This is a genomic window from Bizionia sp. M204, assembly GCF_023205095.1.
Taxonomy (GTDB): Bacteria; Bacteroidota; Bacteroidia; order Flavobacteriales; family Flavobacteriaceae; genus Algorimicrobium; species Algorimicrobium hallyeonense.
Genome location: NZ_CP046242.1, coordinates 2431829 through 2445991, shown reverse-complemented (window position 1 = coordinate 2445991; position 14163 = coordinate 2431829). Strand labels below are relative to the sequence as shown.

Annotated in this window: 18 protein-coding genes; 12 read left to right on the top strand and 6 right to left on the bottom strand. The window is 34.7% G+C overall.

The annotated features are described in order from the left end of the window. Positions 1 to 46: 46 nt before the first annotated feature. The 8 genes from trmB to GMA17_RS11345 all read left to right on the top strand — a co-directional run bounded on the left by trmB (position 47) and on the right by GMA17_RS11345 (position 5329). Positions 47 to 724, top strand: coding sequence for a tRNA (guanosine(46)-N7)-methyltransferase TrmB (gene trmB, locus GMA17_RS11380; RefSeq protein ID WP_248396245.1), 678 nt, complete (start codon positions 47 to 49; stop codon positions 722 to 724). Beyond that, positions 724 to 1353, top strand: a complete 630-nt coding sequence (locus GMA17_RS11375) for a LysE family transporter (protein WP_248396242.1) — start codon at positions 724 to 726, stop codon at positions 1351 to 1353. Before trmB ends, GMA17_RS11375 begins: the two co-directional genes overlap by 1 nt. Then, positions 1353 to 1682, top strand: coding sequence for an MGMT family protein (locus tag GMA17_RS11370; RefSeq protein ID WP_248396239.1), 330 nt, complete (start codon positions 1353 to 1355; stop codon positions 1680 to 1682). The genes GMA17_RS11375 and GMA17_RS11370 overlap by 1 nt, the downstream gene beginning before the upstream one ends. A gap of 212 nt (positions 1683 to 1894) precedes the next feature. Further along, positions 1895 to 3031, top strand: coding sequence for an Mrp/NBP35 family ATP-binding protein (locus tag GMA17_RS11365; protein WP_248396236.1), 1137 nt, complete (start codon positions 1895 to 1897; stop codon positions 3029 to 3031). Positions 3032 to 3034: 3 nt separating this feature from the next. Continuing rightward, complete coding sequence (locus GMA17_RS11360; RefSeq protein ID WP_248396232.1) at positions 3035 to 3277, top strand: NifU family protein; 243 nt, start codon at positions 3035 to 3037, stop codon at positions 3275 to 3277. Between the two features lie 185 nt (positions 3278 to 3462). Next, entirely contained in the window at positions 3463 to 4524 is a 1062-nt protein-coding gene (locus GMA17_RS11355; protein WP_248396229.1) for an NAD(P)/FAD-dependent oxidoreductase, read from the top strand. Positions 4525 to 4562: 38 nt separating this feature from the next. After that, positions 4563 to 4895 (top strand): 2Fe-2S iron-sulfur cluster-binding protein, encoded by a 333-nt coding sequence (locus GMA17_RS11350; RefSeq protein WP_248396225.1) that lies wholly within the window; start codon positions 4563 to 4565, stop codon positions 4893 to 4895. A 92-nt stretch (positions 4896 to 4987) separates the two neighbouring features. Further along, a complete protein-coding gene (locus tag GMA17_RS11345) occupies positions 4988 to 5329 on the top strand; it encodes a DUF1508 domain-containing protein (protein WP_248396221.1) in 342 nt (113 codons plus the stop codon). Here the strand turns inward: GMA17_RS11345 and GMA17_RS11340 are convergent. The 4 genes from GMA17_RS11340 to GMA17_RS11325 form a co-directional block, all read right to left on the bottom strand. Beyond that, positions 5322 to 6221 (bottom strand): metallophosphoesterase, encoded by a 900-nt coding sequence (locus GMA17_RS11340; RefSeq protein WP_248396215.1) that lies wholly within the window; start codon positions 6219 to 6221, stop codon positions 5322 to 5324. The genes GMA17_RS11345 and GMA17_RS11340 overlap by 8 nt on opposite strands. Positions 6222 to 6335: 114 nt before the next feature. Then, entirely contained in the window at positions 6336 to 7514 is a 1179-nt protein-coding gene (locus GMA17_RS11335; protein ID WP_248396212.1) for an acyl-CoA dehydrogenase family protein, read from the bottom strand. Positions 7515 to 7648: 134 nt separating this feature from the next. Continuing rightward, positions 7649 to 8680 carry an AI-2E family transporter gene (locus GMA17_RS11330; RefSeq protein WP_248396209.1) on the bottom strand — a complete coding sequence of 344 codons (1032 nt, stop codon included), beginning with the start codon at positions 8678 to 8680 and terminating at the stop codon, positions 7649 to 7651. A gap of 75 nt (positions 8681 to 8755) precedes the next feature. Then, positions 8756 to 9466 (bottom strand): tRNA1(Val) (adenine(37)-N6)-methyltransferase, encoded by a 711-nt coding sequence (locus GMA17_RS11325; protein ID WP_248396206.1) that lies wholly within the window; start codon positions 9464 to 9466, stop codon positions 8756 to 8758. A gap of 94 nt (positions 9467 to 9560) precedes the next feature. Between GMA17_RS11325 and GMA17_RS11320 the strand changes: the two genes are divergently transcribed. Next, positions 9561 to 10337: a GAF domain-containing protein gene (locus tag GMA17_RS11320; protein ID WP_248396203.1), complete on the top strand. Its 777-nt coding sequence runs from the start codon at positions 9561 to 9563 to the stop codon at positions 10335 to 10337. 7 nt (positions 10338 to 10344) lie between these two features. After that, a complete protein-coding gene (locus GMA17_RS11315; RefSeq protein ID WP_248396200.1) occupies positions 10345 to 10770 on the top strand; it encodes an ATP-binding protein in 426 nt (141 codons plus the stop codon). Here GMA17_RS11315 and rimM read toward each other — a convergent pair. Together rimM and GMA17_RS11305 are read right to left on the bottom strand one after the other, a co-directional pair. Continuing rightward, positions 10767 to 11294, bottom strand: coding sequence for a ribosome maturation factor RimM (gene rimM / locus GMA17_RS11310; RefSeq protein ID WP_248396197.1), 528 nt, complete (start codon positions 11292 to 11294; stop codon positions 10767 to 10769). The two genes, GMA17_RS11315 and rimM, sit on opposite strands and share 4 nt — an antisense overlap. Before the next feature lie 128 nt (positions 11295 to 11422). Further along, entirely contained in the window at positions 11423 to 11947 is a 525-nt protein-coding gene (locus GMA17_RS11305; protein ID WP_248396194.1) for a 30S ribosomal protein S16, read from the bottom strand. Positions 11948 to 12100: 153 nt separating this feature from the next. Between GMA17_RS11305 and GMA17_RS11300 the strand changes: the two genes are divergently transcribed. Then, positions 12101 to 13213 carry a DUF6252 family protein gene (locus GMA17_RS11300; RefSeq protein WP_248396191.1) on the top strand — a complete coding sequence of 371 codons (1113 nt, stop codon included), beginning with the start codon at positions 12101 to 12103 and terminating at the stop codon, positions 13211 to 13213. Between the two features lie 188 nt (positions 13214 to 13401). Further along, on the top strand, positions 13402 to 13851 hold the full coding sequence (locus tag GMA17_RS11295; protein ID WP_248400654.1) for a PA2169 family four-helix-bundle protein: 450 nt from the start codon (positions 13402 to 13404) through the stop codon (positions 13849 to 13851). The last annotated feature ends 312 nt before the right edge of the window (positions 13852 to 14163 follow it).

The following is a 14163-nucleotide window of genomic DNA, read 5'->3' as shown; positions in this document are numbered from 1 at the left end:
ATATTTACGTAATTTTGTCAAAACTTTTTTAAACAATACAATAAAATTGGGTAGTAAAAATAAATTAAGACGTTTTAACGAAAACGAGACCTTTAAAAATGTTGTTCAACCAACACGTGAGGAGCTTGTGAATAAAGAATTTGCCTTAAAAGGACATTGGAATCGCGATTTTTTTAAAAATGAGCATCCTATCGTTTTAGAATTAGGTTGTGGTAAAGGTGAATATACCACGGCGATGGCAGAAAAATATCCCCATAAGAATTTTATTGGTGTGGATATAAAAGGTGCACGTTTTTGGCGAGGAGCTAAAACAGCACTTGAAAATAATATGCCTAATGTTGGTTTTTTGCGTACGCAGATTGAATTAATAGATCATGCTTTTGCCGCGCACGAGGTGGATGAAATTTGGATTACGTTTCCGGATCCACAAATAAAATATAAACGGACCAAGCACCGAATGACGAATGCTGAATTTCTAGCACGTTATAAAACCATTTTAAAACCAGATGGTGTCATGAATTTAAAAACCGATAGCGAATTTATGCATGGCTATACATTAGGTTTACTGCATGGAGCAGGTCATGAGGTGTTATACGCCAATCATAATGTTTATAAACAAGAAGGAAGTCCCGAGGAAGTAACGAGTATACAAACTTTTTACGAAAATCAATATTTAGAACAAAACAAACCAATTACGTATATTCGGTTTAAAATTAAAGGTTAGTGAATATAACGCTTGTTTTCTTTATTAGTTTTCTGACAACTTTCTTGGCAACATTGCCACCAGGATTGTTGAACATGACAGCTGCTAAAATCAGCTTAAAAGAAAACCTGACTCGAGGGATTATGTTCTCTTTAGGCGCTTGTTTAATCATTATATTTCAGGCGCTAATAGCAACTGTTTTTGCACGCTATTTAAGTAATCATCCAGACGTTATTGAAATTTTACGTATCGTGGCTTTAATTATTTTCGCCATAATAAGTGTGTACTTTCTGTTTATAGCCAAGAGTACTGAAAAAGAGAAAAAAGATGTTGATGTTCGGAGTAAAACAAGCCGATTTTTTCATGGTATGTTTTTGTCGTCTATAAATGTCTTTCCTATTCCATTCCAAGCTTATGTAGCTATTAGTTTAGCGTCATTTGGAGTATTAGAATTTCATAACATTGGAATTGCTTCGTATGTGTTAGGTGCCTCTTCTGGGGCTTTTGTGGCTTTGTATATTTACATGATCTTTTTTGATAAAATTAAAGATCGGAAAATAGCCTCTCAAAAAAGCATGAATTATCTTATTGGTATTATTACTGGACTGGTGGCAATTGTAACGCTCTTCAATATTTTAAAGGATTTATAATGAAATTAGAAACGCTTAATTTTTATGAGAAGGTTTATGAGGTGGCAAGGCTAATTCCTTATGGTCGTGTAACTAGTTACGGTGCTATTGCCAAATATTTGGAAGCAGCACGCAGCGCACGAATGGTTGGTTATGCTATGAATGGTTCGCACACCAAGGATGTTCCGGCACATCGCGTAGTAAATAGAAAAGGTTTGTTAACTGGTAAGCATCATTTTCATGGTACCAACCTCATGCAACAACTTTTAGAAAATGAAGGTGTTAAGGTGATTGAAAATCAAATTCAGGATTTTGATAGGCTTTTTTGGGAACCTATGAGGGAGCTATAAGCTTTCCCTGCTTTTTAATGAAGGTAAAAAATATATGTAAAGACCTCGATAACCAAACTAAATCCAAGCATCAATCATTTCAATTAAAGCATTTCAAATTCTAAACAATTCACTGTATATTTGTAGTTTAGAATTATTCTCAATAAACTATTAAGCAACTATTGTTACAAACACAAACAATAGCTGTTTTATCTTTACAAAATAGTATGGCTATGAAATTAGAAAAACAAGATATATTAAAGGCACTCGAAACCATAACAGTTCCTGGCGAAGGGCAAAATATGGTGGCAAGTGGTGCTGTAAAAAATGTGATGACCTTTGGTGATGAGGTTATTGTAGATATTACCATTACCAATCCAACCTTACAAGCCAAAAAGAAAACTGAAGTTGAAATACTAAAAGCTATTCATGAGCATGTTTATGAAAAAGCTAAAATCACTATTAATGTGAAGGTAGATGTGCCAGCTGCAAAACCTAAAAATGAAATTAAAGGAAAAGCCATTCCTGGTATTAAAAATATAATAGCTGTAGCTTCCGGAAAAGGAGGTGTAGGAAAATCTACTGTTACGGCAAATTTAGCCGTAACCTTATCTAAAATGGGTTTTAAAGTTGGGGTTTTGGATGCCGATATTTACGGACCATCCATGCCAATTATGTTCGATGTTGAAAATGAAAGACCTTTAGCAACCACAATTGATGGAAAATCTAAAATGAAACCCGTTGAAAATTACGGTGTTAAAATTTTATCCATTGGCTTTTTTACACAACCAAATCAAGCGGTTGTTTGGCGTGGTCCTATGGCAGCAAAAGCATTAAATCAAATGATTTTTGATGCTCATTGGGGCGAACTCGATTTCATGTTAATTGATTTACCACCTGGAACAGGAGATATTCACTTAAGCATTATGCAATCGCTTCCTATTACAGGAGCAGTAGTTGTTAGTACACCACAAAATGTGGCACTCGCCGATGCTAAAAAAGGTGTCGCCATGTTTCAACAAGAAAGCATTAATGTACCCGTTTTAGGGATTATAGAAAATATGGCTTATTTCACACCAGAGGAATTACCAAATAATAAATATTATATATTTGGTCAAGAAGGTGCTAAAAATTTAGCTTCGGATTTAAATGTGCGTTTTCTTGGTGAAATTCCATTAGTGCAAAGTATCCGTGAAGCAGGGGATTTAGGTCGTCCAGCAGCCATGCAAACAGCAACACCACTTGAAAAAGCTTTTGAAAAGTTGACCCAAAATGTTGTTGAAGAAGTAGTAAAGCGTAATGATGATTTACCACCAACTGAAGCAATTAAAATTACCACCATGGCTGGATGTTCAGCCGTTAAAAAATAGGTTATGACCACAGAAGAACTACGATTAAACATTGAAAAGGCACTGGATGAAATCCGTCCATTTTTACAAAGTGATGGAGGCGATATTTCGTTGTTATCTATTGAAGATGATAAACTTGTTAAGGTGCAATTGCAAGGTGCATGTGTAGGTTGTAGCGTAAACCAAATGACCTTAAAGTCAGGTGTAGAAATGACAATTAAAAAGTATGCACCACAAATACAAGAGGTTATAAATGTTGAAGCTTAAATGATTACTGCCGTTTAGGAGTTGGTCAGGCTTTTACTACGCGCACTCGTTTAAAAGCGCAAACAAATTACGCAATCGGTTAGGCAACCTGATAAATATCATACTATGTAGCATATATTTATTAGAAATTTGTATCCGAAATTAAAGTTGAATAAAAAGAATTTCCCAGGGAATTGGGTAAGACTATGATCAAAACAGATATACTTATTATTGGCGCTGGGCCAACCGGATTATTTACCGTTTTTGAAGCTGGATTATTAAAGTTAAAATGTCATCTTATTGATGCATTACCACAAGCAGGTGGGCAATGTACCGAACTATATCCTAAAAAACCCATTTATGATATTCCCGCTTACCCAGAAATTTTGGCTGGCGATTTAACACTTAAACTCTTGGAGCAATGCAAGCAATTTGAACCAGGATTTACACTGGGTGAACGAGCCGAAACCATAGAAAAACAAGAAGATGGCAGTTTTATTGTAACGACCAATAAAGGAACACAGCATCAAGCACCTGTTGTTGCTATTGCTGGTGGTTTGGGTAGTTTTGAACCACGAAAACCGTTAATTGATAATCTGGCACATTTTGAAGATAAAGGTGTGGAATACATGATTAAAGATCCTGAAATTTATCGTGATAAAAAAGTGGTAATTGCGGGAGGTGGCGATTCGGCATTGGACTGGAGTATATTTTTAAGCAATATAGCAAGCGAGGTAACCCTTATTCACCGTAGAAATGAATTCCGTGGCCATTTGGATTCTGTTGAAAAAGTTCAAGAACTAAAAAATCAAGGAAAAATAAATCTGATTACACCTGCTGAAGTCATTGGTCTGGTTGGGCATAATAAACTTCAAGCTGTGGTGGTGTCACAACCCACCCAAATTGAAACAGAATATGAAATCGAGTGCGACCATTTTATTCCGCTTTTCGGGCTATCGCCTAAATTGGGTCCTATTGCCGATTGGGGATTAGAAATTGAAAAAAATGCCATTAAAGTAGATAATTGCTTGGATTATCAAACTAATATTCCCGGAATTTTTGCCATTGGAGATGTTAACACATATCCAGGTAAATTAAAACTAATTTTATGTGGTTTCCATGAGGCAACACTCATGTGTCAATCAGCTTATAAAATTATAAATCCAGGAAAACGCTATGTGCTAAAGTATACAACCGTAGCTGGCGTAGATGGTTTTGATGGTAGTAGAAAAGAAGCGCCAAAGGCTGTAGTTAAAGCCTTCGATTAATATTACTTCCTTTAGATTGTCAAAAAAAAATACTTAAGATGGAACAAGATATTAATATAACAATTATAGACCGTGATGGGGTTTCTCATTCTATTGAAGCACCTACAGACATGGCTATGAATCTCATGGAAGTTGTTCGTAGTTATGAGTTAGCTCCAGAAGGAACTATAGGTATTTGTGGCGGTATGGCTATGTGTGCTAGTTGTCAATGTTATGTTTTAAGTGATACACCATTACCGGAAAAGCAAGATGATGAAGAAGCCATGTTGTCTGAAGCATTTAATGTAAAAGATAATTCGCGTTTAGGCTGTCAAATCCAAATGACACCGGAAATGGAAGGGTTAAAAGTAGAATTAGCGCCAGAAGAATAGATTTAACACCAATTTTCTGTATCATTGTTTGTGCCTTATTGACATTTTTTGTATTCTCTATTTCCGAAATACTAATCCTTTAAAAGTCATTTATGGCATTATTTAAAATATTTGTAGATAAGAAAGGACTTTACCACTTTTTATTAAAATCCGATTCCAAACATATCGTTTTTATAAGTGCAGGCTTTTCTTCTAAAGCAAATTGCATTAAGAAAATTCAAACTGTAAAACATAATTCGAAAAATGATCGTGCATTTTCCCGTTTAAAATCAAAATATGGCAATCCCTATTTTAAATTTAGAAAAATTAAAACGGACGAAACAATTGGCATTAGTGAGTTGTTTTTAAATAAATCATTAATGGAGCGTAAAATTGAAGCCATTAAGCAATCGGCAGTTCATGCTCCTATTGATAAGTTAACCTATACTATTTAGCTTGGTAATCTGTTAATTTTCGTGGTCCTTCTAGTAGCACACGTACAACTCGTAATGTGCCATCATCCGTTGTTGCAATTTGCCATTTTATTAACGCTATTTCGCCATTTTCAATTTCAATACCAGTAATACTTCTAGGGAAAACACAAGAACCATCATTAAAAAAAGCTATGTCCTTTGGTTCTGGAAATCGAGGTCTGTGGGTATGCCCAACAATGGTAATCAGATTGTTATTTTGTGTAATCCAGTTTTTTATAAGTCGTTCAATTCGCATCAATTCCAAACGGTTTTTTGCAGGACTTGTGGGGTTTGATATTCCCATCACATTTAAGGGTTTCCATAGAACACGAACCAAAAATCGGCTCCATTTCCAAAACGTATAATTCCACCAATCAGCTTGATGACCGTGGGTTAAAAAAAGTTCTTGTTGCGTTTCTTCATGCTTTAAAACAATAGCTTCATTAATTTGAATATCAGGAAATAAAGGTTCCGCCTTTCCGGTTATGGGTTCAAAATAAGTGGATAAATGCTTTTTAACATAATTAGGGTCTTTGTAAACCATGTCATGATTTCCATATAGTAGATGCAATCGGTTGTTTTTGTAGAATTCCTTGAGCAATAAATACACATGCTTATGCGCTTCAAAAATGGTTTTGAAGGTTCTGTGTTCCCAAAGCTCATCACCATCACCTAGTTCAATATAAGTGAACCCTTCAGCATAATAGTGTTTTAAGGCATGGAAATAGGCGTTTTGATTGTTGGCGAAATCGTCGGCAAAACTATTGTCGCCTCTGTGACAATCACTAAATAGTACAAATTTAGAACGATTATCAAACTTGATGATTTTTGCCTCATGTAAAGCTCTATCTAAACGTTTTTTGCTGGATATCATAACGTAAATGTAAACAAAAATGCATAAAAAATGCTTCCCAACTATGAGAAGCATTTTCTTGAAATTTTAAATATTAATCACGCCCGATTAACATTCAGGCAGCGCAATATTAAATTATTTAAAAGCATTTAATCCTGTAACATCCATTCCTGTAATGAGTAAATGAATGTCATGCGTGCCTTCATAAGTAATAACACTTTCAAGGTTCATGGAATGGCGCATAATAGAATATTCACCCGTAATTCCCATGCCACCTAACATTTGGCGTGCTTCACGTGCAATTTTAATGGCCATCTCCACATTATTACGTTTTGCCATAGATATTTGTGCAGATGTTGCGGTTCCGTTTTCACGCATAACACCAAGTCTCCAAGCTAATAATTGTGCTTTGGTGATTTCGGTAATCATTTCTGCTAATTTTTTTTGTTGCAATTGAAATTGTCCAATGGGTTTGCCAAATTGAATACGTTCTTTACTGTAACGTAAAGCGGTATCATAACAATCCATAGCTGCTCCAATAGCTCCCCAAGCAATACCAAAACGTGCAGAGTCTAGACAGCCAAGTGGAGCGCCTAATCCAGATTTGTTTGGTAATAGGTTCTCTTTAGGAATTTTTACATTATCAAAAATAAGTTCGCCAGTTGCAGAGGCACGAAGCGACCATTTATTATGGGTTTCAGGTGTTGTAAAACCTTCCATACCGCGTTCTACAATTAATCCGTGAATACGGCCTTCTTCATTTTTAGCCCAAACCACAGCTATTTGACAAAATGGTGCGTTGGAAATCCACATTTTTGCACCATTTAAAAGATAGTGGTCACCCATATCTTTAAAGTTTGTTGTCATGCCGCCAGGATTAGATCCATGATCAGGTTCCGTTAATCCAAAAGAACCAATCCATTCACCAGATGCTAATTTTGGTAAATATTTGTTGCGTTGTGCCTCATTACCATATTTCCAAATTGGGTACATAACTAAAGACGATTGAACCGAAGCTGTACTTCTAACCCCAGAATCACCACGTTCAATTTCCTGCATGATTAAGCCATAAGATATTTGATCCAATCCTGCGCCACCATATTCTTCTGGAATATACGGGCCAAAAGCACCAATCTCTGCTAGTCCTCCAATAATAGATTTAGGAAATTCTGCATTTTGTGCAGCTTCTTCAATAATTGGAGATACATCGCGCTTCACCCATTCTCTAGCAGCATCACGTACTAATTTATGTTCTTCTGTTAAAAGCTCATCCAAGTTATAATAATCAGGAGCTTCAAATAAATCTGGCTTCATATTAATTGTTTTGTTATAAATGTCTAGCAAAGATAATGAAAACGTTTTCAGTCAACAATTTAATAATCTTTTTTTCAGCGTTAAAAATGGGCGTATGTATCTCCTATTCCATTGCAATATAAAACTAGAAAAAATCATTTTTCTTTCTTCAATAAATAGGCATAGGGCTCCATGCCTTTGGTGTGGTCAAAAACAACTTTCAATACAGCAATTAAAGGCAAAGAAATTACGGCACCAACAACACCCCAAAGGGTTGAGAATAAAATAATTCCAAATATGGTTATAAAAGGATTTAAATTAATTTCGTCTCCTATAACCCAAGGTGTCAACACGTAATTTTCAATTAATTGCGCTGCTGAAACCACACCAATAACTATAAGTGCTGGTGTGGATCCTGCATATAAATAGGAAAGAATAACCGCAACACCACCACCAATTACATTTCCAACATAAGGTACAATGGAAAATAATGCGGCAAAAAGCGCTAAAAATAAAGCGTAAGGAACAGATCCTATTAGAAACCCAATATAGTAGATGCCGAAAAGGAATAACATAATTTTACCCTTTCCAACAAAATAGTTTTTTGTGATTTTTGCTGAATTCACTAAAAGGGAACTCATAGCTTTATCATTAGAAGATAGCTTTTTGAAAAAATTTATAAATTGTTTCTTTTGCATTAGAAACAGAATGATATAAACAAAAATTATAAGAGATTGGGAGAGTAAACTCATTAAGGATGATAGGAATGCACTAGCCAAGCCTTCAGCTTTTTGAACCAATTTTTTATTGTTATCTATATAATCTTTATAATTCCAATTTAATTGCTCATTTGTCCATTGTGAGAAAACATTCAGTTTTTCTGTGGCTTTTTCCTTCATAGTTGGCCAATCTTCAGCCATATTATTTATTTGAGAGCTTATAAGCCAAAAGAGTAATGAAAATACGGCAAGCATTAGCAAAATGGCTATCGTTATAGCCAACCAATTTGGTAACCCCCAGCTTTTAAATTTTTTTACTGGAATATCAAGTAAAATAGCAATGATAGCAGCCACTAATAAGGGCATAATTAGACTTTGTCCAAAATACAACAAGGTCAAAGTGCCACCAAATAGTAAAAGTGTCTTTATTTGATTTAATGCTGAAATTTCTATTTTAGGTGTGCTCAAAATTGGAAGGAATTATAGTGTTTAACTCCATAAAACTACGGTAAAAATTGGCAAACATGGCAAAATATCCAAAATTTACATTTTCAGATAAAAATCTTTAGTAAGTGTTACATAAGCATCTGTGTACTGATGTCTTCCGGTTTCAATGATAAGATTGGTTTTTTCTATCGGTACTTCTGTCCGTGTAAAACTAATTAAACTGCGTTTAATTTCGGCGTCGGGATTTCCTTGAACCTGTGTTAACCGGTTTGGAAACAATTTAAAATTTGCTGCTAAACTAATAAAGTTGCCTTCTTCTTGAAAAGGAATAACCACTGAAAACTCACCTGCTGCTGAAAGCAATTTGGAAACACTAGCTAAAAGATGATTAAATGGCATGGCATCTTGAAATCTGGCTGTATCACGCTGATGGTTATCTGTTTTAAAATCTTCGGAATAGAAAGGCGGATTAGAAATGATGAGGTCATATTGATCGTCAATTTCTTCAACAAATTCCTCTAGAGAAGCGTGGTAACAAAAGAGTCTGTCTGCCCATACAGAGTGTTCAAAATTATCTACACATTGCTCATAAGCGTTATCATCAATTTCAAGTGCATCTATAACTTCTGCGGCACTCCTTTGCGCTAGCATTAATGCTAACACACCTGTTCCTGCTCCAATATCTAGAATAGAGAACGGATGGTGTTTAATAGAAGTCCAAGCGCCCAGTAACACCGCATCCGTACCGATTTTCATGGCGCAACGGTCTTGGTTTATGGTGAATTCTTTAAATTTAAAATTGGACATAAGAATGAATTATAGTTTCATTTGCTAAAATATTCTTAATTGGGAAAATAAGCAGATTTTAATGCTGTAAATTTACCCTTGAATATATTTACTTATGATAGCCCCAACTTTCCCAGATAATGAAAAGCAAAGACAACGTGCTGTAGAGCAGTATAATTTATTAGATACGCTACCTGAAGCAAGTTATGATGAAATTACCGCTTTAGCATCGTTTATAACGGATGCACCTATTTCTTTAATTACACTATTAGATAACGATCGAAATTTTTTCAAATCTGCTCATGGCTTTCCACTTACGGAATCGCCTAGAGATATTTCATTTTGTGGTCATGCAATTATTTCTGACCATCCAATTACAATCATAGAAGATGCGCGCAAGGATATTCGGTTTAAAGATAATCCTTTAGTTACAAATCAAAATGCCGTTTTTTATGCGGGTGTTACTTTAGTCAATCAAGAAGGTTATAGATTAGGAACCCTTTGTGTTTTTGATACAGAGCCTAAAACACTAAATGAAAAACAAATAATGACCTTAAAGGTTTTGGCTAGTCAGGTCATGCGTTTGTTTGAACAGCAGTTAGTGAATTTAAAATTAGAAAAACTGAAGGAAGAGTTGCTGTTACGTAATGAAAACCTTAAGAAATTTGCTAATGTTCTTAGTCATGATTTAAAGTCGCCCTTGGCAAATATGACCTCTTTAATCGGTTTGGTGGAGTCCGATTTTGAAAAGTACGCCTCTCCGGAATCTCTTGAGTATTTGCAGTTGCTAAAGGATTCTTCAAGCTCATTAAGAGATTATATTGATGGTTTATTAATGTTTTATAGTTATTCTGAATTAGGGAAGGAGTGGTTCAGAACAATTAAATTTTGAGGCGTTTATGAAGCATATAAAAAACCTTTGTCAAATAGATTCTGAAGAGATTGTATTTAATTACACGAAAAATATTGGGGATATTACTGTAAATAAATCTGCTTTATCACAAATATTAATAAATTTAATTTCCAATGCTGTTAAGTATAATGATAAGCAGCAGACACGGATAGATGTTTCTTTTTCAAAAAATGAAACGGATTATATGTTTGAGGTTAAAGATAACGGACCTGGTATTCCATTAGGCGAGGAAATAGCTGTTTTCGATTTATTTTCAGTTTATGGTGTGGATAAATACAAAAATAAAGGTACCGGGATTGGTTTGGCTACTGTAAAGAAGCTTGTTGAGGGTTTAGGTGGCAATATAAAAGTAACATCGCCAAAAGATGGTGGTTGTATTTTTAGCTTTAATTTAAAACGATTGGATATTTAATCTAAATACAAATCAATTAAACCTTCTGGCGTATCTAATATAATTTCTTTATTAGCTTTATCTACCTTTACAATAAAAGCATCATTCATAGGAATTAAAATTTCAGTACCATCTTTATCAATTTCAAAAAGTGCTTGTGCAGTTGTGTCATTTACAGATGTTACAATTCCAACGGTTCCAAAATTTACATCTCTTACTTGAAATCCAATGATTTCATGGTAGTAAAATTTATCGCCTTCTAATTTTGGTAATAGATCTAATGGTAAATAAATATCGCATTTTATGAGGGAGTCGGCATCGGCTTCTGTGTCCACATCCTCAAAACGCACGCGCAGTAAATCAGATTTATGGAGTTGGGAAGATTCAATAAAAAAGGGCACCAAATTATTACGTAAATCCACAAACATCGCGTCTAGATTTTCATATAAATCAGGTTCATCCGTATCTAATTTTATAAGTAGTTCACCTTTAAAACTATATTTCGATACTATTTTTCCTAAATAAAAACAATCTTCTTTTTTCATATTTATGGTGTTGCCCTTGGATTCCGATGGTTGTCGGGAGGTAGTCTCACAAAACTCTAATAAAATGGATGTAATAAAAAACCCAGACTTATAAAGTCTGGGTTCAAAAGTATAAAAAATTTTGTTTTTTATTCTTCTTCTTTTGAAGCATCTGCTTCAGCAACAGGCGCATCTTCAGTTGCTTCTTCAGCAACCTCTTCTACTACTGGTGTGTTGGCAGCAATACGCGCTTCATTAGTTGCTTTTTCAGCCTCTAATGCTTTTGCTTTTGCTTCAGCTTGAGCAGCAGTTAAACCTTGCGATTTAGCTTCTACCTTACTAGCTTTTTCTTCTAACCAAGCCGTAAATTTAGCTTCAGCTTGCTCTTCTGTTAAAGCGCCTTTTCTAACACCACCTGCAAGGTGATTTTTCAACATAGCACCTTTGTAAGATAAAATACCTTTAGCAGTTTCAGTTGGTTGTGCACCATTCTGTAACCATGTAACGGCACCATCAATGTTTAATTCAATAGTTGCTGGGTTGGTGTTTGGATTATAAAAACCTAATTTCTCTAGGTATTTACCATCTCTTTTTGCTCGTGCATCGGCTGCTACGATCCAGTAATAAGGCTTTCCTTTTTTACCGTGTCTTTGTAATCTAATTTTAACTGACATAAAAATTAATTAGTGAGGTTCGCGACCTCGATTATTAATAAGGGTGCAAATATACTATATTTTTTTGAAATTTAAATAGTTATGTAAAATTCTATTTCTTATAATTTTTATTCTATTTTTGAGTTCTCATTTTAGTACAATAAACATAAAATCATGAAAAAATTATTTGTTTTAGCCCTAGCATTTATAACGGTTTTTAGCTGTGGTGATGAAATTGAATTTAATACACCGGCGTTACAAGGTAAAAAAGATGGTGAGCGTTGGAAGGCCTTGTTTTACAACGCTAGCTTTAATGATGCCGGAAAACTCGTTATTACTGGTGGTGATAATTTTGAATCCATTACCCTAAATGTTGCAGACTTGGCTATTGGAAATTATCCGCTTGGCGTTGGTAATTCAAGCTATGCCGAATTCATAGATGTAGAAGATGTAGCGTATTCCACAAATAATGAACCGGATCCAGATTTTAGTGTGTATCCTCCTGATGGGTTAATTACTATTTCACGTTATGATGCAGCAAATAATACCGTGTCAGGTGAGTTTTATTTTAATGCCTATTCCAATTCTGGATTAAAAACAGTTAATTTTAGTGAAGGGGTATTTTTCGATTTGCCGCTTCCAATAGGATCTGGTACTAGTATCATGTCTTGTGATGATGCGATTGCACAATCTGCAATTGCTAAAGAATTATATGTAAATACACCAACCACTTCAGATGATTATTCAGCAAATTGTAATGCCTATAAGCAAGCCTTAATCAATCAGCAAAATGCCTGTATAGATGCTGACGGTTTAATACAAGCAGAAATAGATACCTTAATTTGTAATGATGACGATGGTGATGGCATTCTGTCTGTAAATGAGGATGAAAATGGTGATGGAGATCTAACAAATGATAATACAGATGGTGATGCGCTTCCTAACTATTTGGATGATGATGACGATGGCGACTCCCTGTTAACCGTGAATGAAGATGTTAATGATAATGGCGATTTGCGAGATGATGATACCGATGGTGATATGATTCCAAATTTCCTAGATAATGATGACGATGGCGATTCTTTAAACACCATTCTTGAGGATGTTAATGGAAATGGCGATGTAAGAGATGATGATACGGATGGTGATACTATTCCAAATTATTTAGATAACGATGATGATGGAGACGGGATTCTTACCATAAATGAAGACGCCAACGGTGATGGCGATGTAACCAATGATGACACGGATGGCGATACTATTCCAGACTATTTAGATGATATGTAAGGTGATTCTCATAAAAAAATTAACAAACGCGGCTATTTAGTCGCGTTTTTTGTTAAAAAGAGCCAATGTTTTAAAGGTTTATGGCTATATACTTGACTTCAGCCCTTATATCCCTTATATTAAAATAGATGTGAAACAATACGCATCTTTAAAAAACCTATTGAAATTTAAATGAAAGCGATATTATGATGAAGTTCACAGAAGAAATTTCAAACAAATTAAACGAATTATTAGTAAAAAATTATGATGCCGAAAAGGGGTACATTAACGCCATGAACAACGTGGATAACCCAGAGATAAAAATGTTTTTCAAGCGAAGAGCTACCGAGCGTAGCCAATTTGCTAAAGAACTTCGAACGGAAATCCTTCAATATGGAGAAATTCCAGAAGATTCAGGAAGTTTTAAAGGTACCATGCACAGAAATTGGATGTCCTTGAAATCAACGTTTACAACCAATGATGCGGAAGCCATTTTAGAAGAGGCTATTCGTGGTGAAAAAGCAAGTTTAGAAGAATATAAAGAGATTCTGAAAGACCGAACCTTACCACCAAGCATAGACTCCTTGTTAATCAAGCATAAAAATGCGATTCAAAGTGCCATAAACACGGAAAAAGTTCATGAAGAATTAGTATCCTAATCGAAATCATAATTATAAGTAATCAACTACAACTTAATTAAATGTAAATTGTAATTGATTCGGAAAGCGCAATTGGAAACGGTTGCGCTTTTTGTTTAGGTTGAAGTCAGTATTTAATGAATATTGATGTGTTTTGGAGTTCAAATAGGCGAAATATTTCCAATTAACCGCAAGTGCACTTCGTTTTTATAATATCTGCAGGTTATAAATTTCAACACAAAATTGTTTATAACTTCATTTTAAAAAAGCATTAATTCTACGTAATTTTATGGTCTCATTTTTTCCAACAAAGTCATAATTTTTTTAGGTGTT